Origin of the sequence: Homoserinibacter gongjuensis, assembly GCF_030161875.1 — a bacterium.
Classification (GTDB): Bacteria; Actinomycetota; Actinomycetes; order Actinomycetales; family Microbacteriaceae; genus Homoserinibacter; species Homoserinibacter gongjuensis.
Genome location: NZ_BSVA01000001.1, coordinates 1896887 through 1922625, shown reverse-complemented (window position 1 = coordinate 1922625; position 25739 = coordinate 1896887). Strand labels below are relative to the sequence as shown.

23 protein-coding genes and 6 pseudogenes are annotated in these 25739 nt (G+C 68.4%); 13 read left to right on the top strand and 16 right to left on the bottom strand.

The genetic code is table 11. The annotated features are described in order from the left end of the window. The first annotated feature begins 5 nt into the window (after positions 1–5). The 5 genes and pseudogenes from QQK29_RS10420 to QQK29_RS10400 all read left to right on the top strand — a co-directional run bounded on the left by QQK29_RS10420 (position 6) and on the right by QQK29_RS10400 (position 2898). Positions 6–167 carry an exodeoxyribonuclease VII small subunit gene (locus QQK29_RS10420; RefSeq protein WP_431308791.1) on the top strand — a complete coding sequence of 54 codons (162 nt, stop codon included), beginning with the start codon at positions 6–8 and terminating at the stop codon, positions 165–167. Further along, entirely contained in the window at positions 164–496 is a 333-nt protein-coding gene (locus tag QQK29_RS10415; RefSeq protein ID WP_284302065.1) for a hypothetical protein, read from the top strand. Before QQK29_RS10420 ends, QQK29_RS10415 begins: the two co-directional genes overlap by 4 nt. Continuing rightward, a complete protein-coding gene (locus QQK29_RS10410) occupies positions 409–813 on the top strand; it encodes a DUF4245 family protein (protein WP_284301947.1) in 405 nt (134 codons plus the stop codon). Before QQK29_RS10415 ends, QQK29_RS10410 begins: the two co-directional genes overlap by 88 nt. After that, a pseudogene (locus tag QQK29_RS10405) lies at positions 810–1444 on the top strand (carbonic anhydrase). Before QQK29_RS10410 ends, QQK29_RS10405 begins: the two are co-directional and overlap by 4 nt. A 57-nt stretch (positions 1445–1501) precedes the next feature. Beyond that, positions 1502–2898: pseudogene (locus QQK29_RS10400) on the top strand (class II fumarate hydratase). A gap of 331 nt (positions 2899–3229) precedes the next feature. Here the strand turns inward: QQK29_RS10400 and phoH2 are convergent. From phoH2 to QQK29_RS10385, 3 genes and pseudogenes are all read right to left on the bottom strand, one after another. Further along, positions 3230–4585, bottom strand: coding sequence for an RNA 5'-3' helicase PhoH2 (phoH2, locus tag QQK29_RS10395; protein WP_284300084.1), 1356 nt, complete (start codon positions 4583–4585; stop codon positions 3230–3232). 190 nt (positions 4586–4775) lie between these two features. Further along, a pseudogene (locus tag QQK29_RS10390) lies at positions 4776–5579 on the bottom strand (aminotransferase class V-fold PLP-dependent enzyme); the annotation flags it as partial. 332 nt (positions 5580–5911) lie between these two features. Beyond that, on the bottom strand, positions 5912–6700 hold the full coding sequence (locus QQK29_RS10385) for an isoprenyl transferase (RefSeq protein ID WP_284301946.1): 789 nt from the start codon (positions 6698–6700) through the stop codon (positions 5912–5914). A 190-nt stretch (positions 6701–6890) separates the two neighbouring features. Between QQK29_RS10385 and trhA the strand changes: the two genes are divergently transcribed. Further along, positions 6891–7568, top strand: a complete 678-nt coding sequence (gene trhA / locus QQK29_RS10380) for a PAQR family membrane homeostasis protein TrhA (RefSeq protein ID WP_284301945.1) — start codon at positions 6891–6893, stop codon at positions 7566–7568. A gap of 25 nt (positions 7569–7593) precedes the next feature. On the opposite strand, the gene QQK29_RS10375 is transcribed toward trhA, so the two are convergent. Further along, positions 7594–7842 (bottom strand): hypothetical protein, encoded by a 249-nt coding sequence (locus tag QQK29_RS10375; RefSeq protein WP_284300082.1) that lies wholly within the window; start codon positions 7840–7842, stop codon positions 7594–7596. Positions 7843–7901: 59 nt separating this feature from the next. Here QQK29_RS10375 and QQK29_RS10370 point away from each other — a divergent pair, with 59 nt between their 5' ends. Then, positions 7902–8342 (top strand): DUF4307 domain-containing protein, encoded by a 441-nt coding sequence (locus QQK29_RS10370; RefSeq protein ID WP_284300080.1) that lies wholly within the window; start codon positions 7902–7904, stop codon positions 8340–8342. 68 nt (positions 8343–8410) lie between these two features. Beyond that, positions 8411–8896 carry a transcription elongation factor GreA gene (gene greA / locus QQK29_RS10365; RefSeq protein ID WP_284300078.1) on the top strand — a complete coding sequence of 162 codons (486 nt, stop codon included), beginning with the start codon at positions 8411–8413 and terminating at the stop codon, positions 8894–8896. A gap of 22 nt (positions 8897–8918) precedes the next feature. Here greA and QQK29_RS10360 read toward each other — a convergent pair whose 3' ends face one another. From QQK29_RS10360 to QQK29_RS10345, 4 genes are all read right to left on the bottom strand, one after another. After that, complete coding sequence (locus tag QQK29_RS10360; RefSeq protein ID WP_284300076.1) at positions 8919–9332, bottom strand: ArsR/SmtB family transcription factor; 414 nt, start codon at positions 9330–9332, stop codon at positions 8919–8921. Then, complete coding sequence (locus tag QQK29_RS10355) at positions 9329–9976, bottom strand: SRPBCC family protein (protein WP_284300075.1); 648 nt, start codon at positions 9974–9976, stop codon at positions 9329–9331. Before QQK29_RS10355 ends, QQK29_RS10360 begins: the two co-directional genes overlap by 4 nt. Positions 9977–10045: 69 nt before the next feature. After that, a complete protein-coding gene (gene ilvA, locus QQK29_RS10350; protein ID WP_284300073.1) occupies positions 10046–11311 on the bottom strand; it encodes a threonine ammonia-lyase in 1266 nt (421 codons plus the stop codon). After that, positions 11271–12461, bottom strand: coding sequence for an AI-2E family transporter (locus QQK29_RS10345; protein ID WP_284300071.1), 1191 nt, complete (start codon positions 12459–12461; stop codon positions 11271–11273). Before QQK29_RS10345 ends, ilvA begins: the two co-directional genes overlap by 41 nt. Before the next feature lie 62 nt (positions 12462–12523). On the opposite strand from QQK29_RS10345, the pseudogene QQK29_RS10340 reads away from it, so the two are divergent. Then, positions 12524–13521 (top strand): annotated as a pseudogene (locus QQK29_RS10340) (winged helix-turn-helix domain-containing protein); the annotation flags it as partial. Positions 13522–13746: 225 nt separating this feature from the next. On the opposite strand, the gene QQK29_RS10335 reads toward QQK29_RS10340, so the two are convergent. The 8 genes and pseudogenes from QQK29_RS10335 to QQK29_RS10305 all read right to left on the bottom strand — a co-directional run bounded on the left by QQK29_RS10335 (position 13747) and on the right by QQK29_RS10305 (position 22940). Then, a complete protein-coding gene (locus QQK29_RS10335) occupies positions 13747–15768 on the bottom strand; it encodes a right-handed parallel beta-helix repeat-containing protein (protein WP_284300067.1) in 2022 nt (673 codons plus the stop codon). 258 nt (positions 15769–16026) lie between these two features. Further along, positions 16027–16410, bottom strand: a complete 384-nt coding sequence (locus tag QQK29_RS18670; RefSeq protein WP_431308790.1) for an alpha/beta hydrolase fold domain-containing protein — start codon at positions 16408–16410, stop codon at positions 16027–16029. 2 nt (positions 16411–16412) lie between these two features. Next, positions 16413–18401: pseudogene (locus QQK29_RS10330) on the bottom strand (GH39 family glycosyl hydrolase); the annotation flags it as partial. Continuing rightward, positions 18394–18939, bottom strand: a complete 546-nt coding sequence (locus tag QQK29_RS10325) for a YesL family protein (protein ID WP_284300062.1) — start codon at positions 18937–18939, stop codon at positions 18394–18396. The gene QQK29_RS10325 and the pseudogene QQK29_RS10330, both read right to left, overlap by 8 nt. A gap of 111 nt (positions 18940–19050) precedes the next feature. Next, positions 19051–20010: a carbohydrate ABC transporter permease gene (locus QQK29_RS10320; protein WP_284300060.1), complete on the bottom strand. Its 960-nt coding sequence runs from the start codon at positions 20008–20010 to the stop codon at positions 19051–19053. Positions 20011–20019: 9 nt separating this feature from the next. Then, positions 20020–21033: an ABC transporter permease gene (locus QQK29_RS10315; protein ID WP_284300058.1), complete on the bottom strand. Its 1014-nt coding sequence runs from the start codon at positions 21031–21033 to the stop codon at positions 20020–20022. A 117-nt stretch (positions 21034–21150) separates the two neighbouring features. Further along, positions 21151–22029, bottom strand: a complete 879-nt coding sequence (locus QQK29_RS10310; protein ID WP_348533918.1) for a type 2 periplasmic-binding domain-containing protein — start codon at positions 22027–22029, stop codon at positions 21151–21153. 92 nt (positions 22030–22121) lie between these two features. Beyond that, positions 22122–22940: a type 2 periplasmic-binding domain-containing protein gene (locus QQK29_RS10305; RefSeq protein ID WP_284300053.1), complete on the bottom strand. Its 819-nt coding sequence runs from the start codon at positions 22938–22940 to the stop codon at positions 22122–22124. A 206-nt stretch (positions 22941–23146) separates the two neighbouring features. Between QQK29_RS10305 and QQK29_RS18000 the strand changes: the two are divergent. The 4 genes and pseudogenes from QQK29_RS18000 to QQK29_RS10290 all read left to right on the top strand — a co-directional run. After that, a pseudogene (locus QQK29_RS18000) lies at positions 23147–23221 on the top strand (LacI family DNA-binding transcriptional regulator); the annotation flags it as partial. Positions 23222–23245: 24 nt separating this feature from the next. Then, positions 23246–23458, top strand: coding sequence for a hypothetical protein (locus QQK29_RS10300; protein ID WP_284302060.1), 213 nt, complete (start codon positions 23246–23248; stop codon positions 23456–23458). Next, positions 23410–24141, top strand: a complete 732-nt coding sequence (locus QQK29_RS10295) for a LacI family DNA-binding transcriptional regulator (protein WP_284300051.1) — start codon at positions 23410–23412, stop codon at positions 24139–24141. Before QQK29_RS10300 ends, QQK29_RS10295 begins: the two co-directional genes overlap by 49 nt. A 68-nt stretch (positions 24142–24209) precedes the next feature. Continuing rightward, complete coding sequence (locus QQK29_RS10290; protein ID WP_284300049.1) at positions 24210–25736, top strand: alpha-N-arabinofuranosidase; 1527 nt, start codon at positions 24210–24212, stop codon at positions 25734–25736. The last annotated feature ends 3 nt before the right edge of the window (positions 25737–25739 follow it).

Below are 25739 nucleotides of genomic sequence, written 5' to 3'. Positions count from 1 at the left end.
ACGAGTTGGTGCAGGTCGTCGCCCGACTCGAGCAGGGCGCGGCGACCCTCGAGGAGTCGCTGGGTCTGTGGGAGCGCGGCGAGGCGCTCGCGCGTCGCTGCGAGGAGTGGCTCGTCGGCGCAAAGGCACGCCTCGACGCGGCGCGTGCCGCGGCCGAGGAATCGTGAGCCCCCGCGACACCGGAGTCGACGAGACCGGACGGCCCATCGTCGCGGAGCTCGGCCGTGCCGAGACCCCGCAGGAGACGGCCGAGCGCAAGGCCGCCGCGAGCGCCAAACGCCGCGGCAGTCAGACCGCGCTCAACCTCTTCATCGCGGTACTGGCATCCCTCGCCATCGTGGCGTTCCTGGTCATGGTCGTCGTGCGGCCCGATCGGGGTGCGCTGTACGAGCCCGCCGACTACGCGGGATCAGCCGCCGCCGCGCAGGGCGTCAGCGATGTGCCGATCATCGCACCCCGCTCCCCGACGACTGGAGCGCGAACCACGCCCAGCTGACCACCGGCTCCGACGGGGTCACCGTCTGGACGGCCGGCTTCACGACCCCCGCGGGCGACTACCTCGCCATCATCCAGGGCATCGACGCCAATGCGAGCTGGGTCGCCGATCAGGTGCGCGACGCGCGCGCCGGCGCGACCGTCACCATCGACGGCGTCGACTGGACCAGCTACGACCGACGCACCTCATCCGATCCGGGCAATGTCGCCTATGCGCTCGTGACCACCACCGACGACTCGACCATCGTGCTCGCCGGAACCGCAGAGGACGCGGAGTTCGCGTTCCTGGCCACCGCTATCGCGAAGGAGCTCGCATGACCGCCACCGACACCGACACCCGCCGCACCCCCGCGGACGCGTGGCGGGAGATGGTGCGCGGCAATCAGCGGTTCGTCGCGGGCACCCCGCGACACCCACGACAGAACGTCGAGCGGCGCGAGGAGCTGGCCGGATTCCAGGAGCCGCACGTCGCGCTCTTCGGATGCAGCGACTCCCGGCTGGCGGCCGAGATCATCTTCGACAAGGGGCTCGGCGACCTGTTCGTCGTGCGCAACGCCGGTCACGTGATCACCGACTCGGCGATCGCGTCGCTCGAGTATCCGGTTGCGCTGCTGGATGTGCCGCTCATCGTCGTGCTCGCCCACGACACCTGTGGCGCCGTCCGCGCCGCCATCGACCTCGACGCCCCGGGCGCCACCCCCTGCCGCCGCACATCGCGGGCCTCGTGGCCGGCATCCGACCCGCGGTGCGTTCCTCCGAGACGCGTGACGCCGAGACCGTCGGGATCACCCACCTGCGCCGCACGGTCACCGAACTGGTCGCCCGTTCCGAGCTCATCTCGGACGCGGTGGCCGACGGCCGCCTGGCCGTGGTGGGCGCCAACTACAAGCTCCTCGAAGGCGTCGTCGTGCCGTCGATCGTGATCGGCGACATCGGCGCCGAGGTCTGAACCGAACACCCTCGCGACACCGCACTCCGCATCGCGACACCGCACGAAAGGCACGTCATGAGCATCGACGCCGACTACCGCATCGAACACGACACGATGGGCGAGGTGCGGGTTCCCGCATCCGCTCTCTACCGCGCGCAGACGCAGCGCGCGGTCGAGAACTTCCCCATCTCGGGCACGGGGCTCGAGGCCGCCCAGATCGTGGCGCTCGCGCGCATCAAGCGCTCCGCCGCGATCGCGAACGCCGAGCTCGGCGTGCTGGACCAGGGCATCGCGGATGCCATCGTCGCCGCCGCGGACGACATCATCGCGGGGTCGCACCACGACCAGTTCCCCATCGACACCTACCAGACGGGCTCGGGCACGAGCTCGAACATGAACATGAACGAGGTGCTCGCGACCCTCGCGACCGAGAAGCTCGGTGCCCCGGTGCACCCGAACGACCATGTGAACGCGTCGCAGTCCTCGAACGACGTGTTCCCCACCTCGGTGCACGTCGCCGTGACGGGCGCCCTCATCGGCGACCTCGTTCCCGCGCTCGACCACCTCGCCACAGCCCTCGAGGCCAAGGCGGCGCTGTGGGCCGACGCCGTGAAGCCCGGCCGCACCCACCTCATGGACGCCACCCCGGTGACGCTCGGTCAGGAATTCGGCGGCTACGCACGCCAGGTGCGGCTCGGCATCGAGCGCATCGAGGCGGCGCTCCCCGCGTCGCGGAGGTGCCGCTCGGCGGCACAGCGGTCGGCACCGGCATCAACACGCCGAAGGGCTTCCCGCAGAAGGTCATCGCCGAGCTCGCCGCCGCATCCGGATTGCCGATCACCGAGGCCGCCGACCACTTCGAGGCGCAGGGTGCCCGCGACGGCCTCGTGGAGGCATCCGGGGCCCTGCGCGTGATCGCGGTGTCGCTCACCAAGATCTGCAACGACCTGCGTTGGATGGGGTCGGGCCCCAACACCGGCCTGGGTGAGCTGCACATCCCCGACCTGCAGCCCGGCTCGTCGATCATGCCCGGCAAGGTCAACCCGGTGATCCCCGAGGCCGTGCTCATGGTCGCCGCGCGGGTCGTCGGCAACGACGCCACCATCGCGTGGGCGGGCGCGAGCGGCAGCTTCGAACTCAACGTGGCGATCCCGGTGATGGGCACGGCGCTTCTCGAGTCGATCCGCCTGCTCGCGAACGGCTCGCGCGTGCTCGCCGACAAGACCGTCGAGGGCCTCGAGGCGAACGTCGAGCGCGCCGCCGCGCTCGCGGGCATGTCGCCCTCGATCGTCACGCCGCTCAACAAGTTCATCGGCTACGAGAATGCGGCGAAGATCGCCAAGCACGCTGTCGCCGAGGGCATCACGGTGCGCGAGGCGACGATCGCTCTCGGTTTCGTGGAGCGCGGCGAGCTCACGGTGGAGCAGCTCGACGGCGCGCTCGACGTGCTCTCGATGACGCAGCCGGGCTGAGCGGGCGCCGCGAAACGCTCCCGCATCCGCACGTGGCCCCACGCCAATGTCGAAAATGCAGGAGAAGTCGCCACTCGCGGGCAGCTGTGCCCCGCCATGTCAGGGGTGTGGCGCGATGACTCCTGCATTTTCGACATAACCGGGACGGATGCGGGAGGGCGGCACCCCGAAGCAGCAGAGCGGTGCGTCATCCGCCCGGACTACTCCCCCAGGTCGAAAATGCAGGAGTCGGCGCTCGTGACCCACCGGAACCGCCCGAAACTTCGGGCGACCGTCGGCGGGACTCCTGCATTTTCGACAAAGACGGGGACGAAGCGGATGCGCGGGCGGCTCAGGCGAGCTCGGTGCCCTCCAGCAGCTCGGTCACAAGCGCCGCGATCGCGGAGCGCTCACTGCGGGTGAGGGTGATGTGGCCGAACAGCGCGTTGCCCTTGAGGGTCTCGATCACGGATGCCACCCCGTCGTGCCGCCCGACGCGCAGGTTGTCGCGCTGCGCGACGTCGTGCGTGAGCACGACCCGCGAGTTCTGGCCGATGCGCGAGAGCACCGTGAGCAGCACGTTGCGCTCGAGAGACTGCGCCTCGTCGACGATCACGAAAGCGTCATGCAGCGAGCGACCGCGGATGTGGGTGAGCGGGAGCACCTCGAGGATGCCGCGCTCCACGACCTCCTCGAGCACGTTGTCGGAGACGAGCGCGCCGAGGGTGTCGAAGACGGCCTGGCCCCACGGGCTCATCTTCTCTTCCTTGTCGCCCGGCAGGTAGCCGAGCTCCTGGCCGCCCACGGCGTAGAGCGGGCGGAACACCATGATCTTGCGGTGTTGCTGCTTCTCGAGCACCGCCTCGAGCCCCGCACACAGCGCGAGCGCCGACTTGCCGGTGCCGGCACGTCCGCCGAGCGAGACGATGCCGACCTCCGGGTCGAGCAGCAGGTCGATCGCGAGACGCTGCTCGGCGCTGCGGCCGTGCACCCCGAACACGTCGCGGTCGCCACGCACGAGCCGCAGCTCACCCCGGCCCGTCACGCGACCGAGCGCCGAACCGCGCTCGGAGTGGATGACGAGGCTCGTGTTCACCGGCATGTCCTGCACCTGCCGCGAGACGAGCGTCTCGGCGTCGTACAGCTCGGCCATCTGCTCACCCGAGATCTCGAGCTCCGCGACACCCGTCCATCCGGAGTCCACGGCCAGCTCGGCGCGGTACTCCTCGGCGGCGAGGCCGATGGATGCCGCCTTCACGCGCAGCGGGAGGTCCTTCGAGACCACCACGACATCCAGTCCGTCGTTGGCGAGGTTGAGCGCCACCGCGAGGATGCGGGAGTCGTTGTCGTTCAGCTGCAGCCCCGAGGGCAGCACCGAGAGGTTGGAGTGGTTGAGCTCCACGCGCAACGTGCCGCCCGCATCCCCCACCGCGATCGGGAAGTCGAGACGCTCGTGCTCGACGCGCAGATCGTCGAGCAGGCGGAGGGCCGCGCGCGCGAAGTAGCCGATCTCGGGGTCGTTGCGCTTGGCTTCGAGCTCGGTCACCACGACCACCGGCAGCACGACGGAATGCTCGGCGAACCGGTAGATGGAGCGCGGATCGCTCAGCAGAACAGAGGTGTCGAGCACATAGGTGCGCTCCTTCTGCTTCGACGTGCGAGTCGCGGTGGTGGTCGACTTCTGCTTGGGGCTCTCGAGCTCGGGCACTCCCACTCCATCCCCGGGTGGGAGGCCACCCGGATCCTGTCGCGGATCGGCCAGGGGCTCGACGGTAGCGAACTTATGTGGCCGCTCCGATCAGGCACGGTGCCTGATGACCTGACGCTAAGCCCGCGGCTCGGGTTCCGGGGCGCGACACGCCCCGGGTGGATGACCCGCGGTGATCGATCGAGCGACCTCAGCGGGCGCCGGATGCCGTCGCGTACGACAGCAGGGCCGAACGCAGCAGGCCGAGCGTCTCGGCATCCGTCGACGCGTGCGGGGAGATGCGCACCGTGCCCTGCCGTGTCGTGATACTCACGCCGTGATTGTGCAGGGCCACCGCGAGCACGGTGAACTGCTCGGGCTCGGGCTGCAGCACGACGATCCCCGCCCGCTCCGCCTCGGCACGCGGCGAGACGACCGGAAGCACGAACTCGTCGGCGATGTCGATGACCTCGCTCACCCGCTCGGCGAGCCGGGTGTTCACGGCGGCGACTCCGACATCCGCGATCTCCTCGAGAGCGGCCGAGAAGCGCGCCATCGCGATCGGGTCGTTGTTGGAGACCTGGTAGGCGCGCGCATCGCTCGCGGGCGGCGGCACCTCGTCGAGCGGCAGCCCCTCGGCCGTCGACGCCGTGAAGCCCGACCAGACCGGGGTGAGGTGCTCGAGCGCGCGATCGGAGAGCGCGAGGAAACCCGTGCCCCAGCCCGAACGCACCCACTTCTGACCACCCGCGGCCACGACATCCGCGACCTCGTAGGGGGCGTCGACCACGCCGAAGCCCTGGATCGCGTCGACGATCAGCAGTCGGTCGCCGATCACCTGACGGATGCCCTCGAGGTCGACGAGGTGTCCGGTGCGGAAGTCGACGAGGCTCACCGCCACGGCGACGGTCGAGGAGTCGAGCTGGTCGCGGATGTTGCCGGGCGTCACGCGGCCGTGGTCGGTCTCGAGCCACTGCGGGGTGACCACGCCGAGGGCCTGCTGCGCACGCACGGCCGCGAACGGGAGCGAAGGGAACTCGCTCGGCGAGAGGGCGACGCCCCCGTGAGTCCGAACAGCACGTGCATGAGCCCCTGGCTCGTGTTGGGTTGGAAGGCGATCTGGTCGGAGCGGAACCCGGTGAGGGCGGCGACCGCGGCGCGCACGCGCGCATCCTGCTCGAAGATCGGCGCGAAGGAGCCGAAGCGCCCCCGGCGAGCAGCGTGTGGAACGCCTCCGTCTCGGCCCGCACCGAGTCGCCGATCGGTCCGGCCGCGGCGAAGTCGAGGTAGCCCGGCTCCTCGTGGAAGCGGGCGATGTAGTCGTCGATCGTCAGTGTCATCGGGGGCTCACTGTCCGTAGCGGCGGTGCCGTGTGGCGTAGGCGCGCAGGGCGCGCAGGAAGTCGACCTCGCGCAGGTCGGGCCCCAGGGCCTCGACGAAGTAGAACTCGCTGTGCGCCGACTGCCACAGCATGAAGTCCGAGAGGCGCTGCTCACCCGAGGTGCGGATGATGAGGTCGGGGTCGGGCTGCCCCTGCGTGTAGAGGTGCTCGCCGATCAGTTCGGGCGTGAGGATGCCGGCGAGGTCGTCGATGCTGCCGCCCTTGGAACCGTGGTCGCGCACGATGCTGCGCATGGCATCCGCGATCTCCCGGCGCCCGCCGTAGCCGACCGCGAGGTTGACGTGCAGGCCCCGGTTGCCCGCCGTGCGGTCCTGGGCGGCCGCGAGCACGGCGACGAGCGGGTCGGGCAGTCCATCGGTGGTGCCCACGTGCTGGATGCGCCAGTCGGCCGCGCGGGAGAGGTCGTCGGCCAGGTCGGCGATGATCTCGAACAGCTGGTCGAGCTCGTCGCTCGAGCGGCCGGAGAGGTTGTCGGTCGAGAGCAGGTAGATCGTGACGACGCGGATGCCGAGGTCGTCGCACCAGCCGAGGAACTCGCGCATCTTCTCCGCGCCGGCGCGGTGTCCGGATGCGGTGGTCTCGAGGGCGCGATCGCGCGCCCAGCGGCGGTTGCCGTCGATGATCATGGCGACGTGGTGCGGCAGGGTCGCGTTCTGCAACTGGCGACGCAGGCGCGCCTGATAGAGGCCGTAGAGCAGCCCGGTGCCCCCGGTTCGTCCCGCCTGCTCACGCAGCTACGTTAGCCGAGGCCATGCCCAGGCGCGATCCAGTCCGCTCCCAGGCTCGCGTCATGACCGCGCGATAATCTCGCGACATGACTCCCGCGCCGGCACCGTCCGAGCACACCTCCGGCACCGCGGATGATCCCGCCGGCTCGCGCGTCGAGGCGGAGGCCGAGCAGGAACCGGGTGCGGGCCTCCCCGGCTGCCGCTGCTCGAAGACGAGCTCGACCATCCGCCCGTCGAGACGAAGCCGCTGTGGCGCGGCTGGATCCACGCGGGCACCTTCCCGCTCGCGATCGCCGCGGGCATCGTGCTCATCGCCCTCGCCGACGGCGCGGCGGCCAAGTGGGCCTCTGCGGTGTTCATGGCGAGCTCGCTGCTGCTCTTCGGCATCTCGGCGGTCTACCACCGCTTCAACTGGCGCCCGACCGTCAAGGCGGTGTTCCGCCGCCTCGACCACTCCAACATCTTCCTGCTCATCGCGGGCACCTATACCCCGCTCGCGGTGTGCGCCCTCCCACCCGATAAGGCGGTCGTGCTGCTGTCGATCGTGTGGGGCGGGGCCCTGCTGGGCATCGGATTCCGCATCTTCTGGCTGAAGGCGCCGCGCTGGCTCTACGTGCCGCTCTACCTCGCGCTCGGCTGGGCCGCGATGATGTACATCGTCGACCTCGTGCAGGCCAACGTCGCCATGATGGTGCTCGTGCTCGTGGGCGGCGTCGCCTACACGGTCGGTGCCGTGTTCTACGCGCTCAAGAAACCGAACCCGGTGCCTGGCGTCTTCGGGTTCCACGAGCTCTTCCACGCGTGCACCGTGATCGCGTTCCTGTGCCACTGGACGGCGATCCTGCTGATCGTGCTGAACCCCGTGTACGTCTGACGCATCCTGCGCGGCCGCGTCTGCGTCAGCGGTCGTTCGGGCGGTCCTCGGCATCCGGGTGCGCCGCGGCCTCCTCGGCGTCGAGGCGCTCGGCGATCTCGGCACGGTAGGTCACGCGACGCACCCGCCGGTTCATGCTGATGAGGATGACGATCGTCGCCACGATGAGGCCGAGCGTGACGACGAAGCCGATGACACCCGGGGTCACCAGATCGGGATCGAACGGCGTCGTGGGGCTGGGGGACGGCGTCGCCGCCTGGAGGAAGTACCGCACGATCGCCCTTCTCGAACCGAATAGCCTAGAAGCAGCGTAATCCGCTCGGAGGCCCCCAGATGACCCACGACGACCTCGCCGCGAGGTACGGCCGCACACCTGCGCGTGCCGCACGCACGCGGCTCGTCGCGATCGCCGTGGCCATCGGTGTCGCGGTCGTCGTGATCGCGTGGGTCGTCTGGGTGGGGCTGCTCGGGCTCTCGGCCTCGCTCGAGACCAAGGACGTGGGCTACGTCGCCCACTCCGACGACTCGGGTGAGGTGCGCTGGCAGCTGACGGCTCCCGCCGACACCCCGGTGTCGTGTGCGCTGCAGGCGGTGAGCGAGAAGCATGCGGTGGTCGGTTGGCTCGTCGTCGAGGTGCCGCCCTCCTCCGAGACGACCCGGGTGCTGAGGGCGACGCTGCGCACGAGCGAACCGACCGTAAGTGGATCCGTCTACCGCTGCTGGCTGAGCGGTTCACCGGCCGTCTCAGGTGCTTTTATCGACAATCTGTCCTAGGCTGTCGGCAACGCATCACCCTGCAGAGACCGGCCGAGTGCCGGTCTCGATTGTTTGTGAGGAGCACCATGCCCGAGACCACGACGTGGCTCACCCAGGAGTCGTTCGACCGCCTCAAGGCCGAGCTGGCAGAGCTGGAGGGCCCCGCTCGCGTGGACATCGCCAAGAAGATCGAGGCGGCGCGCGAGGAGGGCGACCTCAAGGAGAACGGCGGCTACCACGCGGCGAAAGACGAGCAGGGCAAGATCGAGGCACGCATCCTGCAGCTCAAGCAGCTGCTGCGCTCGGCGACCGTCGGCGAAGCTCCCGCCGAGGACGGCACCGTCGCCCCCGGCACACTCGTGACGGCGAAGATCGCGGGCGACAAGTCGCTGTTCCTGCTCGGCAACCGCGAGATCGCGGCCGACGCCGACGACCTCGACGTCTACCCCGAGTCGAGCCCTCTGGGACAGGCGATCATCGGCCGCAAGGTGGGCGAGAAGCTGAGCTACACCGCCCCGAACGGACGCGAGATCCCCGTCGAGATCGTCAAGGTCGAGGCCTACCAGGGCTGACGCCCGACTCCGCTCCGCGAGATCAGGCGGTGGCCTGGTCGTCGGATGCAGCCGCCTCGGATGCGGTCGTCCCGCCATCCGTGCGGCGCGCCTCGCGCTTGCCGCGCGCGACCTCGGTCGCGAGCGCGTCGAGCGGGTTCGCGAGACCGGCGAGCGGGTCGAGCAGCGCGGTGAGCCACTGCTGGGCGGCGCCCACGGCATCCGGATCGAGCGCGTAGTACCGGCGCGTCCCCTCGGCGCGCACCGTCAGCACGCCCGCATCTCGCAGCACGCGCAGGTGCTGCGAGACCGAGGGCTGCGAGATCGTGTGCACACGCTGCACGCCGTCGACGAGCGAGCCCGCCGGCTGCTCGCCGACCGCCGCGAGCTGCACGAGCAGGCGCCGCACGGGATCGCCGAGCGCTTCGAAGACCGGGTCGGCGGGCAGGGCGCTCATGACCCTTCGGGCGCGGTCGTGTAGAAGGCGTACGCTCCCTCGCCCGCGGCGCGCATGGCATCCGGGTCCTCGCCGGCGGCGATCGCCGCATCCGTCCAGCCGTCGGCGGCGGTGCGGTAGAAGGCGCGGCCCTCCTCGGTGAACGGCAGCGTCATCGCGAGCTCCGCGTCGACGGCCTCTCCGGAGGCGAGGTGCAGGCCGAGCCCCATGAGCGCGCCGTCCCAGCCGATGCCGACCGCCCCCGGGCCGTAGACGCCCCAGAACTCCTCGGGAACGTGGGCTTCGTGCACGAGCTCGAGCTCGGTTCCGGATGCGGTGGGGGCGAGCGTGACGGTCACCCACGACGGCGCGCCCATCATCTCCCAGGTGATCGTGAAGGAACGCGGCGCGTCGCAGCTCTGCACCGTGCCGGATGCGTTGCCTTCGAAGGCGTAGCGTCCCCCGACCGTGAGGTCGCCCGTCACGGGCAGGAACCAGCGCGGGATGCGCTCGATGTCGGTCAGCGCGTTCCAGAGGTCGGATGCGTCGGTCGGGTACTCGCGGCGCGCGACGGCGATGCGGGTTGTCGCGCCGTCGCGCTCGCCGGTGCGCAGCTCGCGCGTGACGAGGCGGGCGGTGCCGATCGGATCGTCGATGAGGGTCATGGCAGCTCCATTCAATATAGGTTTTCGCCTATATTACGTCCGCCGCAACCCACGCGCAATGGTGAGGCGTCACTCGTCGACGCGCGGACTGTAGCCCGCGTCGCGCAGTCGGCGCAGCACGAGCTCGGCGTGCTCGGCGCCGCGCGTCTCCATGTGGATCTCGATCTCGACCTCGCTGATCTGCAGGCCGTAGCCGTGCCGCGTGTGCAGCACCTCGACGACGTTCGCGTTCGCCTCGGCGATGAGCTCGGCGATGCGCGCGAGCTGGCCGGGGCGATCGGGCAACGGGATGTTGACCTTGAGGTAGCGGTGCGAGGCGGCAAGACCGCGACTGATGACGCGTTCCATGACCATCGGGTCGATGTTGCCGCCCGAGAGGAGGATCACGGTCGGCCCGCTCACCGTCACCTTCTCGGCGAGCACGGCGGCCACCCCCACCGCGCCGGCTGGCTCCACGACGAGCTTCGCACGCTCGAGCAGCACGACGAGCGCGCGCGCCGTGTCGTCGTCGCCGACCGTCACGACGTCGTCGACGGCATCCCGCACGATCGCGAAGTTGAGCGCCCCCGGTCGACCGACCGCGATGCCGTCGGCGATGGTGGGCCCCGTCGAGATCGCGAGCGGCTCCCCCGCCGCGAGCGAGGGCGGGTAGGCGGCCGCGTTGTCGGCCTGCACCCCCACGACGCGCACGCGACGGCCGAGCTCCGGCTCGAGCTGCGCGAAGGCCGAGGAGATGCCCGCGATGAGGCCGCCGCCGCCGATCGGCACGATCACGTCGGTGACGTCCGGAACCTGCTCCAGGATCTCGAACGCGATGCCGCCCTGGCCGGCCACGACATCCGGATGATCGAACGGAGGGATGATGACGGCGCCGGTGCGCTCGGCGAACTCGGCGGCCGCCTGCAGCGTCTCGTCGACGACGTGCCCGTGCAGCACGACGTCGGCGCCGTAGTCGCGCGTCGCCTGCAGCTTGGGCAGCGCGACGCCGATCGGCATGAAGATCGTGGCCCGGATGCCGAGCTCGCGCGCCGCGAGGGCCACACCCTGAGCGTGGTTGCCGGCGGAGGCGGCGACGACCCCGCGCGCCCGCTCCTGGTCGCTCAGCCGGGCGAGCCGGTTGTAGGCGCCGCGGATCTTGTACGACCCGGTGCGCTGCAGGTTCTCGGCCTTGAGGTGCACGGGCACCTCGAGCAGTTCGGTGAGGAATCGCGAGGACTCCATGGGGGTCACGACGGCGACCGCGCTCGCGCGCTCCCGCGCGGCACGGATCTCGTCGAGCGTCGGTCCGGGCAGCTCAGTCACGGGTGATGCGGCCTCTCGTGGGCGGGATGACATCCGCCACCGACGGATGCGGATGGGTGCGCCAATCGCCGCGCGCGAAGTAGACGATCATGGCGTTGACGGTGGCGACCAACGGCACGGCGAACAGCGCGCCGGGGATGCCGGCCAGGAAGCCGCCCGCCGCGACCGCGATGACGACCGCGAGCGGGTGCACCTTGACGGCGTTGCCGACGAGGAACGGCTGCAGCACGTGCCCCTCGAGCTGCTGCACGCCGATCACGATGAGCAGCATCACGAAGGCCTGCCACGGGCCGAGGAACACGAGCGCGACGAAGACCGCGATCGCCCCCGAGATGACGGCGCCGACGACCGGGATGAAGGAACCCAGGAACACGACGATCGCGATCGGCACGACGAGCGGGAAGCCGCCGTAGAACAGGCCCAGGATGAAGGCGCCGAGCCCGATGCCGACGGCGTCGATGAAGGCCACGAGCACCTGCACGCGCACGAAGGTCGACAGCGTGATCCAGCCGGCCTCTCCACCCCCGATGAGCGCGGCCCGCGACTTCCGCGGAAAGATCCGCACGATCCAATGCCAGATGCCGCGGCCGTCGATCAGGATGAACAGCGTCGCGAACAGCACGAGCAGGAACCCCGCGAGGAAGTGCCCGACGCCCGACCCGACCGAGAGCGCCCCCGACCAGAGCGTCGCGGAGTCCTCCTGCAGGCCCTGGATGAGCTGATCCATCCAGGCCTGGATGTCGGCCTCGGAGAGATGCAGCGGCGACTCGAGCATCCAGTGCTTGAAGTCCTCCCAGCGCAGCAGCGTCTGGTCGACGAGGGCCGGGTAGCCGCTGATGACGGTGCGCACCGTCAACCAGATGAGTCCCGCGATGATCGCGAGCACACCCAGCTCGGAGACGGCGATCGCGGCCCACTTCGGCCAGCGATGCTTCTGCAGCCAGTTCGAGAACGGCACGAGCAGGGCCGCGAGCAGCATCGCCACCATGAGCGGCACGACGATGTAGCGCAGCTGGATGACGAGGAAGATCACGAGCGCGGCGAGGCCGGCCACCACGAGCAGGCGCCACGACCAGGCGGCGGCGATCCGCATCCCGGGCGGCACGGCATCCGCGACCCGCGCCTCGGCGAGGCGCCGCGACTCGTCGTCGCGCGCACGCTCGCTGCGGAATCCGAAGGCCACCTCACAAGTCTAGGCACCCCTCCATTCCCGAAGGGGTCGGAGGCGGGCGCTAGGGTCACAGCGTGGTCGACTCCGTCTCCCCCGCCGCCGCCCGTCGCATCGCGCTCGCCGCCCAGGGGTTCGCACGACCTCGCCCGGATGCCGTGGGCACGCGGCAGCTGAACCTCGCCCTCGAGCGGATCGGCCTGCTGCAGCTCGACTCGGTCAACGTGCTCGAGCGCAGTCACTATCTGCCGATGTTCGCGCGGCTCGGCGCCTACGACAAGGCGCTGCTCGACCGCCTCACCTTCGCGAAGAAGGCGCCCTACCGCGAGTACTGGGCGCACGAGGCGGCGCTCATCCCCCTCGAGGACTGGCCGCTGTTCGGCTTCCGGCGGCAGGACTACCGCGACTACTACTCCGTGGCGAACGACCCATGGCTCGCGGCACATGCCGACACCCTCGCCTGGCTGCGCGCCGAACTCGCCGAGAAGGGCCCGCTGCCGGCGTCGAAGATCGAACGCGATGCCGCCGCACCCCGCCGCGGCAGCTGGTGGGACTGGGACGAGGTGAAGCGCGGTCTCGAGCGCATGTTCCGCTTCGGCGACGTGGTCTCGGCCGGGCGCGCGGGCTTCGAGCGCACCTACGCGCTGCCCGAGCAGGTGATGCCCACGGAGGTGTACCGCCGGGAGGTGCCGCGCGAGGAGGCGGTGCGCACCCTCATGGAGCGCGCGCGCGCGCGCACGGCATCGGCACCCTCTCGGACTTCGCCGACTACTACCGTCTCAAGACCGGAGACGCGAAGCCCGCCCTCGCCTCACTCGTCGACGAGGGCGTCGTTCACGAGGTGAGCGTGCCGGGCTGGAAGAAGGCGGCCTACCTGCATCGCGATGCCCGCATCCCGCGCCGTATCGAGGCGACCGCGTTGCTCTCGCCGTTCGACCCCGTCGTGTGGGAGCGCGATCGGGCCCTGCGCATGTTCGGGTTCCACTACCGGATCGAGATCTACACTCCGGCACCCAAACGCGTCTACGGCTACTACACCCTGCCCGTGCTCGTCGACGACGCGCTCGTGGGTCGCATCGACCTGAAGAACGACCGTAAGCGCGGCGTACTGCGCGTGCAGTCCGCCTGGCGCGAGGAGGGGTCGCGGATGCCGTGGCCGAGCGCGTCGTGCCGGCGCTGCGCGAACTCGCGGCGTGGCAAGGGCTCGGCGAGCTCGAGGTCGTCGACCGGGGGATCTGGCTCGCGCGGTGGCGGCGGAGGCGGGCGTGACGCCGACCCCATCTCGGGGACAGGGAGAGAGCTAGCGCCACCCGACCGGGCCCGGCGCAGCGAGGACCCGTGTTGTGGGCGCCGTCGCCGCGAAGGGCCCAGGCACGACCTCGCCTCGGGGAGCGCCGACGGCGTCCGCGCTGAAGTCCAGGTCGGACCCGTCGGGGTTGGTATAGGCCAACTCCGCCTGATAGCTCGTGCCCAGCCGCGCCGTCGTCACCGGAGCGACCACGGGCAGCGACGCAGCATCCCTCACCTCGACGCGCACGGTGCCCGCTGCGGCGTCGACGACCCAGGCGCGCACCGGAGACCTCTCGACAACGCGGGCGGTGGGCTCGGCACGGAACGGCTCGGCGCCCTCCGCGTACAGGTTGCCCTCGACCCAGACGGGCAGGCGCGGCCCGGCCAGGTCGCTGCCATCCTCGTCCGGGTACTCCTGGACCGTCGGGTAGCCGTCGTACTGCGACGTGCCGACCGGGGTCGGCACGAAGGTCGCCTGACCGGGCACGCCATCCATGTCGACCGCGCCCGACCAGAAGCTGGCGAGCACCGGCTCGGCGGCGGGGTCGGACGCACCGTCGCCGACGAAGATGTTGTTGTAGAACCGGTTGTCGCCTCCGAGGATGTTCGAGACCCCGTAGACGGCTGTGGAGTGCGGCATGTGGTACGGGGTGTACCGCTGGTGCTCGGTGCAGTTCGCGATACGACCTGCAAAGAAGTTGTGCACGTAGGCCCCGCCGGTCGACATGTCCTTCACCGCCCATGGCGACAGGAACAGGTTCGAGTCCACGAGGTACGGACCGTGGCAGACCTCGACCATGAAGTCTTCGGCCGTCGAGGCGTAAAGCACGTTGCGCCGCACGAGGGTGCCCTGCGCCTGCCAGTCGAGCCACAGGGCGCGATGCGTGTGATGGATGGTGTTCCCGCTGATGACGGTGTCGAGAGCGGCGTGCAGCTTGATGCCCGCGACTTCGGCGCCGTGCCACTGCCGCTTCACATGGATACGGAAGATGTGGTTGTCGGCGACGGTCGAGAACGCCGCGCCGAGGTGCCCGACGATGCCCGCCTGCTCACAGTCCCGGATCGTGTTGCGGCGCACCGTGTGGGATCCGACGTGATCGCGAGTCCACGGGTGGGGCTCGCCAGCGTCGGGGCCGCCCAGCACGAGCGCGCGCTGGATGACCTCGCGTTCGCGCTGCGTCCCGCCTTTGGCACCCTTCGGCGCCGCAGCGGCCTCATTCTGGCCGGTGCTGGCCTCCTTTCCGAGTGAGATGCCGACGTTCTTCGAATCGGTGATCAGGTTGTCCTCGATCACCCAGCCCTTCGCCCAGTGTGGGCCGATGAGACCCTCCTGCAGCGCGGTGGGCGGGGCCCACTGCGTGGCCGCTTTCGTCAGGGTGAAGCCGCGCACCGTGATGTGGTCGATTCCTGTGGCCTGCGGCCAGAACACGAAGGTGCGGGCGTTGATTTCGATCTGGTGCTGGGCCGGGTCGACGCCGCCGAAGTTCGCCCAGATGGTTGTGACCTCATCGTTCACCTCGCAATACCAGACCAGCAGTGAGCCCTCGGGGTCGAAGGAGTCCTTCGTGACCTCGGGGCGCTCGACGCCACCCAGCGTGAGCGCCTCGTACATGGACGTGCCGTCGAGGTAGACCTCACCGGTGTGCCAGCTGTTGACCCGGTCGAAGAACCAATCCCCGCCGATGCGTTCGGCGTACGGGTTGCGTTCCCCGAACAGGGCGTTCGGCACCTGCGCGACCCAGACTCGGCCCTCGCCGCCGGGATGGGGACGCCAGTCGGTGACGACCTCGGCGCCCGAGATCGTCACCGATTCGAAGTGTCCGTCAGCGCCCTGCGCCGCCTGATAGGTGATCGGCGCATCGGCGGTGCCGCCGCGCATGGGATTCACCCACTCTCGATACACGCCCTCATGCACGGTGACGGTGTCGCCCGCCATGGCGGCCACAGCAGCACGGTTGATGGTGCGGAACGGCGCGTCGACCGACCCGTCGGCACGATCGGATCCGGTGGTGGCGACGTGCCAGACGGTCACGGCCGCGCCTCCCGCAGACGGCTGGCCAGTGCGTCGAGAGTCTCGGCCGCGGGTCGGAACCCGACGAGATCGAGGTGGCCGTGAGGGACGCCCGCTCGCAGGGACTCGACGACATCGACACCGGCTGCGCGCAACTGCTCGCTGAAGAGCTGTCCGCTTGCGCGGAGGAGTCGAACTCGCAGTTCTCGACGTACGTCGGCGGGAAGAGCCCCAGGCTGTCGCTGATCCCGGGGGTGAAGTCCTCTTCCCGCGGCCGACTCACGTCTCCGAGGGTCGTGCGCTGGATGGCGTCGTGCATCCACCGCGGAATCTCGAGCGCGGCCGGAGCCGCGGCGAGGGCGTCGGCGAGCTCGTCGTCAGGGGTCGGCAGCTCAGGGTGCAGGAGCGGGTAGACGAGAAGCGTCTGCCAGGGGCTCGACCGGCACGGGCCGAGCGCAGGGTCGCGCTGGCAGCGAGCGAGGCGCCGGCGCTCGCCCCTCCGACGGCGATGCGCGCCGGGTCGATGCCGAAACGTGCCGCGTTGCTGCGGACGTCATCGAGAACGGCCGCGCAGTCGTCTTGCGGCACGGGGAAACGAACCGGTTGCCCGAGTTCGTCGACTCTCCCGTCGATGGTTCCGTCGAGCTCGGGGGCACGGGACATCGGCGGTAATGGACCGAGATCACCACCGCATCCGCACGCCCCGCGACGCCGCGGGCGACCTCGTGCGCCTCCGCCATGTCGAGGTTGCCCCAGACGAACGCGCCGCCGTGCATCCAGATGAGGCACGCGCGACCGCCCTCGGGCACCGGCCCCGGCGGGGTGTAGACGCGTACCGGTACGGGTCCGTGCGGACCCGGGAGCTCCACATCGGTGATGCTGAGGTCCCACTCCTCGGCGGGGCCGAAGGGCGCCTTCCAGCGGTCGACGACGGACTGAGGCATCGACGGATGGTCGGCGTAGCCCTCGATGAGGTGCCGACGCGCTTCGAGCTCGGGAACGAACCGCCTGGTCACAGGAGCACTCCTTCCGTTGTCTGCCAACAGCGGGTCACGATGCGACCGCGATCGACATGACCGCCCAGGGAGCAAGCTCGACGTCAATCGCGAGTGTGCCGTCTGGGTCGACGACGATGATGCGATGGTCGAGTTCGTCGGCGACCTCCCGCAGATGGGCGGTCTGTTCGCGGGTGAGGTTGAGGGGGCGCCGAGCCGGTACCAGGCCTCCGCCACGTTGCCGTGATTCCCGTCGAGGATGTCGACCGCGAAGCGGTCGCCGGGAGTCAGTCCTCGGATGACGTGCTGCACCCGTCGACTGGGGCCGACCTCGGCGAGGAAACGCGTTTCGACATACGAGTTCTGCGCGACGAGCCCGGCTCGGCCCATATCTGCCGGGTAGTTGTAGAAGACCGCCGAGACCTCGCCATTCACCGAGGAGCGGGTGATGACGCCATCGTCAAGTTCGGCCAGCACGCGGTCACCGAGCCGGTTGAGCATGGCCATAGCGTGGAACGTCGGCTTGTGCAGGCCGTTCTCGTTGACGAAACCGAACCCGCCGTGGAATGGGCCGATGCCGCCGCCGCCCTCCTCGAACACATCCGTGAACGTCCAGTACGAGATGGAGTCGGCCAGCGCTGCGCCCTTGAGGAATGCGCGGACGATGTACGACGCCGCGAAGACCGTGTCGTGGATCGCGTCCCGGCTGGACGGCGAGGTCGACCACTCGCTGATATGCAGTTCTGCGTGCGGGTACGGGCTGTCCTGGATGATCTGGCGCATCACGAGCAGATCTTCGTAGGTGGCGTCCTTGTGTCGGGTGATCGCGCTGACCTTGCCGAGCGAGTCTGCCGCATAGTCCGTGGGGTACAGGTGGGTCGACAGGAAGTCGAGCGGGAGATCACGCTCGGCGCAGTACGCGATGAACTCGCGAATCCACACGGGCTGCCAGTCGAGCGCGTCGGGATCCTCTGCGACGGCGGTCGCCACCTCCGGCGACGGGTCGTAGTACTCCCCGGCGTAGCGGGCGTCGGGAACGAAGACGCTCGTCGCGGGACCCCCGACCAGCAACTGCGCGTCGATCGACTTGAGCGCCCGGGCGGTCGCTGCGTAGAGCTCGAAGTACTCGGTGCGGGTTCCGGTCCAGAACTTCGGAACCAGATTCGGTTCGTTCCACACCTCGAAGCGCCACTGCCGAACCTCGTCGATCCCGTACCGTTCGATCCAGTGCAGCGCGGTCGCGGTGACCAGCGCCACCCAGTCATCCATGTTGCGGGGCGGACTGCAGTGGGCCTTCCACCAGAACAGTGTCTCGGTCTGGGTGGCGAGCTGGCGCGGCATGAACCCCAGCTCGACGAACGGGCGAGCGCCCGTATCCAGGATGGCGTCGAACACCTTGTCGACATACGCGAAGGTGTAGACCGGCGTCGGCAGCTGCCCTGACGCGCCGAACCCGCCGCCGTTCTCCGTTCGGTAGACGAACATGTCATCGTGAAACAGGCCGTGGAAGCGAACGTACCGCGCGCCCAGCACCTCGACCGCCTCACGGAACTGTGCCTGCCAGTCGGCGCGCAGGGCCTCGTTCGCGCGGCCCGCTCCGACGCATTCGTTCCACACATGACGCAGGGGCGCATCACTCGGCGACAGGGCATCAATCATCGGTCTCGTCCGGCTCGGGTTGTACGTAGCCCCGGGCGACGAAGAACCGCTCGAGGAGGAAGCACCACCAGATGAGGATCAGGCCGGGCACCACGAACACCGCCGGCATGAAGAACCACACGATGACGCTCCCGAGGACGACGGCGATCGCGAGCAGGAACGTCAGGCTGGGCCTCGTCAGCCCCAAGGTGAACCCGTTGAGCAGCTGGCGCCAGGTGGGGTTGGTGAAGCGGGCGACGAGGGGGAGGCACCAGAAGAGCAGGAGGATGAGGAACAGCGTGATGATGATGAGCGGGATCAGCACATCGGAAAGCCCGACGGTCGGCACGAACGACAGGGTGACGATCCCGAGGGCTGCCACGACGACCACCACCAGCCCGACCAGGGTCGCCTGCTTCCCGCTCTGCCGCCATGCCTCTCGGGCGACGGCCCACTGGCTCCCGTCCTTGCCCAAGACGCAGCGCCGACAGAGCTCGTAGGCGACCACGGTGCCCGCCCCCGCCGTCACCGCCAGGGCGAGGCTGGCCGCCCAGAACACACTGATCAGGATGGCGGAGCCGAGCAGGTTGAGGAAGCGCCACAGCCACGAGGCGGGATTGAAGCGAAAGATGATCCGTCCCCTCAGTAGGTGCCGATACCCCCGACGTCATCAGCCCTTCACCGAGCCGATCATGATGCCGGATACGAAGTGCTTCTGCAGGAACGGGTACACGAACAGGATCGGGACCGCTGCCACCATGACGATCGCCGACCGCAGCGCAACGGGGGTGGTGACCTGCCCGCCTCCGGCTGCCGCGGCAGCTGCGCCTCCCGTCTGCGCGCTGTCCAGACCGGCGTTCATCGAGCTCGACAGCAACTTCTGCAGCTCGTACTGCAGGGTCGTGAGCCATTGCTCGCCGGAGTTGTACAGCAGGGTGTCGAGCCAGGAGTTCCAGCTCCCGACGGCCACGAACAGACCGACGACAGCGAGTGTCGGCTTGCACAGCGGCATCACGATCTGCCACCAGGTGCGGAACTCGCCCGCGCCGTCGATGCGTGCCGACTCGATGATCTCTTCCGGGATCGACTTGATGTACGTGCGGAGGAGGATCAGGTTGAATGCACTGATGATCACCGGCACCCAGTACGCCTGGAAGGTGTTCAGCATCCCCAGGTCTTTAATGAGCAGATAGTTGGGGATCAGCCCTGCATCGAAGTACATCGTCAGCACGAAGATGATGGTGATCGGCTTGCGGAAGACGAACTCGCTCCGGCTGAGCGCGTAGGCGAGCATCGAGGTGAAAAACAGGTTCGTCGCCACGACCACAACCGTCTTGAGGACGCTCATGAAGAACGCCTGGTAGATGGAGCCCATGTGGAGCACGACGTCGTAGTTCTTGAGTGAGAACACTCGAGGCCAGATGCCGATCCCGCCGCGCACGGCGTCGGAGCCGTCGTTGAACGAGATGGCAAGGGTGTTGAGCAGCGGGTAGAGCATGACCACTGCGAGGAGCACCAGGAAGCTCGTGTTGAGCGTCGTGAAGATAGTTTGCTCGAGGGTCCACCTCTTGCGGCGACGCCGAGGGGCGTCCGGGCGGGGAGTCGTGGAGTCCGCGGTCAGCGTTGTCATGGCGTCCTCCTAGACCAGGGTCTCTTGATTGAGGCGCTTCGCGGCCATGTTCGCCGAACCCACCAGAATGATGGCGACGACGGTCTTGAAGATGCCCGCGACGACGGCAAGGCTGTAGTTGCCGAGTTGGTATCCGTACCTCAGCACGAAGACGTCGATGGTCTCGGCCCGCTCGGCCACGACACCGTTGCCCAGGAAGTACGGCAACTCGAAGTTCGTGGACAGGATCCAGCCACTGTTGATGATGAGCAGCACGACGATCGTGGGCATGATGCCGGGGAGGGTGATGCTCCACATCTTGCGATAGCGGCCGGCCCCATCGACCTCGGCCGCCTCGTACAGGGCTGGGCTGATAGCCGTGATCGCGGCAAGATACAGGATGGTGTTCCACCCGAGCTCTTTCCACAGGTTCGTGCCCGCGACGATGCCCCAGAAGTAGTTCGGTTGGGTCAAGAACAGGACTGGCTCGTCGACGATGTGCAGGTCCAGGAGCAGCTGGTTGATGAAGCCGCCGGAGGAGGGCAGCGACAGGGCCACCGCGGCGAGGCTTGCGACGACCACCCAGCTCAGGAAGTGCGGCATGTAGGTGATGTTCTGCAGGACGCGCTTGAACGGCAGGTTCTTGATCTCGTTCAAGAGCAGCGCGAGGATGATGGCGCCGAGCGTCCCCACGATCAGGGTGAGGATCGACTGCCCCAGCGTGTTCACCACGACCCGTGCGAACCGTTCGCCGTTGAGACCGGTAAACAGGTTGACGAAGTTGTAGAAGCCGACCCATTCCTGGTTCCAGATGCTGCCGCGTCCGGGCCGGAAGTTCTGGAAGGCCATCGCCCAGCCGTACGCCGGGACGTACTTGAAGAGGATCTGGTACAGCACCAGCGGGACGGCCATCACGAGCAGAGCTCGTTGCGCCTTGATCAGATTCCAGGTGATCTTGCGCCGGGGAGGCTGCTCGGTCTTCCGCCGGGATTCGCGCTTGGGGATGTGCGAGCTGGGGTCGGGCTCCGGCCCAGGCTCGATCACAGGAGGACGCACCGTCGTAGCAGTCATCTATCCAACCTCATCGTCAGAAGTTCATAGCGAGAGAGAGTGAGTCGTGGTGGGGGCGCAGGTGCCCCCACCACGACTCCTGATTGACTGCTACCAGTTGGCCAACCGGTCCTGAATGCCCGCGTTGATCTCATCCTCGTAGGTCGCCACGTCGATCTTCTTGAAGATGTCCGTGTACTCCTTCCAGGCCTTCTCGAAGCCGGCGGGCTTGCCCGCGACGATCTTCGGCAGGTTCTGCAAGGCGGCGTCCGTCATCTGCTGGTTGGCCTGGTTGGCTGCGTCCGACAGGCTGATGTTCCACGCCGGGTAGTACACCGGGTTGTCCGGTGCCTTGTTCACGAAGTCCATCCAGGTCTGCGTGCCGTAGTGCTGCATGAAGTCCTTGTCGTAGTCGGACAGGGTCTCGAAGAACTCGGACGGCTGGTCGTCCGGGCTGAAGGCGTTGCCGTCAGAGAATGTGCCGTTGTGCTTCGGGATCATGCTGTTCAGAGCCATGAGCTTGTTCGACGACCTCCAGGTGAGGTCCTTGGAGTCGGCGCGCTGCTGCTCGGTTCGGGTGAAGATGCCGTCATCGCCGACCTCGTAGTCTTCACCCTGGATGCCCCAGGAGAGCACCTTCTGCCAGGGCTCGGAGAGCATCATGTCGAGGAACTTCAAGGCCTTCTCCTTCTGATCGCTCGTGGAGGAGACGCCGAAGCCCTGGTTGAGGTTCATGACAGGTCGGTCCGCATAGTACGGCTCCGCACCGTCATAGACGGGCATGAGCGGCACGTAGGTGTACTCATCCTGACCGGCGCTCTGCAGCGACGCGGTGGCGGTACCGAACTGCCAACCCTGGTTGTGCATGCCGAGCACGGCGCCCGTGGCGATCTTGGCCTGGAACTGGTCGTCCGTCAGGGTGAAGGTCTCGCGATCGACGACGCCCTTGTTGTACTCCTCGTTCAGCTTCTTGTACCAGGTCTTCGCGATGTCCTTGTTGGCGTAGATCTCCGCGTCGTCGTTGCTCTCGACGATGACGCCGCCGTTGTTCGGCGAGCCGGCCAGCAGCGCCGGCGGGTTGGTCAGGATCCACTCCGCTCCCGTCGGGGCGGGGCCTCGAAGCCGACAGTCGGGGCGCCTTCTGTCTGCGGGTTCTTCGCCAGGAAGTCCTCGATGAGCCTGAAGTAGTCGTCGATCGACATGTTGCTCAGGTCGGGGTACCCGGCGTCGGCGAGCACGCGCTTCTGGATCCAGAACGCGGGACCGTAGTAGGTTCCGGCGGTGACCTCGCCGAAGAAGCGGTTGAAGTTCGGGAGGATGTAGAGGCCGTCCTCGATCGCGCCGCCCGTATAGCTCATTCGCTTGATGTACGGCTCGACGTACTCCTCGACGTTCGGGTAGTCGCCGGTGGCGAGCATCTCGTCGAGGGGCGTGAGCGCCCCACCCTCCAGGAACCGCAATTTGATGTCGCCGGTACCGATGAGGTCGGGGAAGTCGCCGCCGGCGAGCATGACACCGATCTTCTGGTCCGAGTTCTCCGGGGTGATGATCTCGTACTTGAGGGTGACGCCGAGCTGGTCCTTGAGGAGCTTGGTGATCTTGTTGTCGGCGGCCGGAGCCTGCTCCGGCGACTCGATGTAGATCGAGAGCTCCGTCGGGTTGCTGGGGGTCAGCGTCCCTGACTGGTCCGCGAGGTCGCCCTCGGGGATGACGGCTTCCTTCTCATCCCCACCCGCGGTGCACCCGAACAGGCTGAGGGAGAGGGCGGCAGCCACGGCCACCGCTGACAGTTTCTTGCTTGCAGGTTTCACAAGGTTCTCTCTTCGTTGAGCGAAATATTCGTGTTTCTCGGAGCGAAATATTCGTGATACTCCCCCGGGGCGGCAGGCCTCGAGGTCCATCCCGAGGGATTGTAGCGATAAAATACACAGGATCTCGTCAGCGGGCAAGAGCTTGCACAGCGAAACTTCGCGGGATAAAGTTTCGCAACTTTATCGATACATTCAGAGCACGCTCCGAAGCACGGCCGGTACTGCATCCGAACTCGTGCCAGGCCGCGCCCTGGCACAATGAAGCGGGAAGTCGGAGGTACCGGGTGGCAGTGAGGATGGCAGACGTCGCCCGCGCGGCTGGCGTCTCAGTCATGACGGTGTCGAACGTCCTGAACGATCGAGTTCCGGTCGGCGAACCGACGCGAGCCCGCGTCATGGCAGCGGTCGACGAACTCGGATACCAGGTCAATCTGACGGCACGCCATCTGCGCGCCGGACGAACAGACACCATCGCCTTCATCGCCCCGTCGTTCCACGACTACTTCGGCGAGTTGGCCGACAAGCTGGCACTGCCGATCGAGGCGGAGGGCGCCACCTCGTGCTCGCACGCACGAGCGCGATGCCCGAGGAGGAGATGGAGGCGCTGAGCTCCGCCCGTCTGCAGCTCTACGACGGTGTACTGCTCTCCGTGGCCGGCCTCGATGCAGCCCGGCTGGAGCGGGCCCGCACCGCGAAGCCCATCGTCCTGCTCGGCGAGCGCGACTCGCCCGAGCGTTTCGACCACGTCCGACTCGCGAACGAGGAGGGCGCCCGAGTTGCCACGGCGCACATGATCGAGGGCGGCTCCCGGCGTATCGTGGTGCTGGGCGGCACGATCGACGCCGGGCACACGATGTCGTCGGACCGCCGTCTCGGGTGGGAACGCGCCGTGACCGACGCGGGCCTGGGCATAGACCCGCGGTACGTGCTGCCGCTCCCCTACTACGGTTCGGCCCCGGCGCGTGACGTGCTGCTGCGGTTCATCGACTCGGGACTGCCATTCGACGGGGTCTTCGCGACCACCGACATCCTCGCTCTCGGAGCGATGTCGGCGCTGGCAGAGCGCGGGCTGCGCGTCCCCGAGGATGTCCAGGTCGCGGGCTTCGACAACCTCGAGATGTCGCAGTTCGTCCCGCCCGGCCTCACCTCGGTCGACGCCAACCACGAGAAGCTCGCCGAGACGGCGATCGGGATGCTGCACAAACGGATCGCGGGATGGAGCGGTCCGGCCGAGCACGTCATCATCCCCGTCCGACTCGTGGTGCGCGGATCCACACGCGCCAGGGCATAGCCCTCCTCCTCGACGCACGCCCGGTTCGTGCGACTCGTTCTGCAGACCATCGGACAACAGGAGCACACATGACGACTCCCACCACAGCGATCATCGACCTCGACGTTCCCGGAGCGACGATCAGTCGGCACGTGTACGGGCACTTCGCGGAGCACCTGGGGCGCTGCATCTACGGCGGTTTCTGGGTGGGCGAGGATTCGCCGATCCCGAACGTGCGCGGCATCCGGTCCGATGTCGTGGCGGCCCTGCGGGCCCTGCAGATCCCGAACCTGCGCTGGCCGGGCGGCTGCTTCGCCGACGACTACCACTGGCGCGACGGGATCGGACCGCGCGATCAGCGGCCACGGATGGTCAACTCGCACTGGGGAGACGTGGTGGAGGACAACGCCTTCGGCACCCACGAGTTCATGGACCTGTGCGAACTGCTCGACGCCGTCCCGTATGTGTCGGGGAACATCGGGTCCGGCACGGTCAGCGAGGTATCGGATTGGGTCGAGTACCTGACCCGCGCGGATGACTCTCCCATGGCGGCGTTGCGACGGGCGAACGGGCGCGACGAACCATGGCGGGTGCCGTTCTGGGGGCTGGGGAACGAGCCATGGGGGTGTGGCGGGAACCTGCGGGCGGAGCAGTTCGTTTCCTTGGCTCGGCAGTACGCCACGTACTCGCGCAACCACGGTGGCAACGATCTGTACCGGATCGCGGCTGGCGCCAGCGACGCGGATCTGCACTGGACCGAGACCCTGATGCGCTCCTTCGACGACCTGGCTGCCGACCCGACCGAGCCGGCCCGCCCGTTCCAGGCGGTGTCGCTGCACTACTACACGATGACAGGCACCTGGGCCGACAAGGGCCATGCCACCGGGTTCAGCACGGAGGAGTGGTACACGGCGATGGCCAGGGCGCGCCGAATGGATGAGCTCCTCACCCGCCACTCCACCGTGATGGACCGCTATGACCCGCACCGCAAGGTGGGCCTGGTCGTCGACGAGTGGGGCACCTGGTGGAACGTCGCCAAGGGCACCAACCCGGGGTTCCTGTACCAGCAGAACACGCTGCGCGACGCCCTGGTCGCCTCGGTGCACTTCGACGCATTCCACCGGCACGCCGAGCGGGTCGTGATGGCGAACATCGCCCAGACCGTCAACGTGCTGCAGGCGATGATCCTCACCGATCCCGACTCGGGTGCACTGGTGCTCACCCCGACGTACCACGTGTTCGCCATGAACGTCGCGCATCACGACGCCTCGGCGCTCACGGTTCACCTGCGCGGCGTGGACACCCGCACCGTGGACGGCTCCGAGCTGCCGCTGCTTTCAGCATCCGCCTCGGTCAAGGGCGACTCAGCACTCGTGTCGTTGTCGAACCTCGACGTCGACACTGACCGCACGGTCGTGCTCGACCTGCGCGGACGCGAGGTCGTCGGACACGAGGCCCGAGTGCTGACCGCGCCCGCGCCGGATGCGCACAACACCCCGGAGCAGCTTGACGCGGTCGCGCCGGCCGCGCACGGTGCCGTGCGACCCCACCCGCGTGGGCTCGAACTCGACCTCCCCGCCCACTCCTACGTCACCGTCAGCCTCAACCTGCGGTGACGT

Bases quoted from the DNA above. Each gene is read 5' to 3' on its own strand.
- QQK29_RS10320 (WP_284300060.1), bottom strand. From the start codon at position 20,010: ATGACAACGCTGACCGCGGACTCCACGACTCCCCGCCCGGACGCCCCT.
- QQK29_RS18670 (WP_431308790.1), bottom strand. From the start codon at position 16,410: ATGTCCCGTGCCCCCGAGCTCGACGGAACCATCGACGGGAGAGTCGAC.
- QQK29_RS10355 (WP_284300075.1), bottom strand. From the start codon at position 9,976: ATGACCCTCATCGACGATCCGATCGGCACCGCCCGCCTCGTCACGCGC.
- QQK29_RS10300 (WP_284302060.1), top strand. From the start codon at position 23,246: ATGGCAGCGGTCGACGAACTCGGATACCAGGTCAATCTGACGGCACGC.
- QQK29_RS10360 (WP_284300076.1), bottom strand. From the start codon at position 9,332: ATGAGCGCCCTGCCCGCCGACCCGGTCTTCGAAGCGCTCGGCGATCCC.
- ilvA (WP_284300073.1), bottom strand. From the start codon at position 11,311: ATGTCATCCCGCCCACGAGAGGCCGCATCACCCGTGACTGAGCTGCCC.
- QQK29_RS10290 (WP_284300049.1), top strand. From the start codon at position 24,210: ATGACGACTCCCACCACAGCGATCATCGACCTCGACGTTCCCGGAGCG.
- QQK29_RS10370 (WP_284300080.1), top strand. From the start codon at position 7,902: ATGACCCACGACGACCTCGCCGCGAGGTACGGCCGCACACCTGCGCGT.
- QQK29_RS10305 (WP_284300053.1), bottom strand. From the start codon at position 22,940: ATGGACCTCGAGGCCTGCCGCCCCGGGGGAGTATCACGAATATTTCGC.
- greA (WP_284300078.1), top strand. From the start codon at position 8,411: ATGCCCGAGACCACGACGTGGCTCACCCAGGAGTCGTTCGACCGCCTC.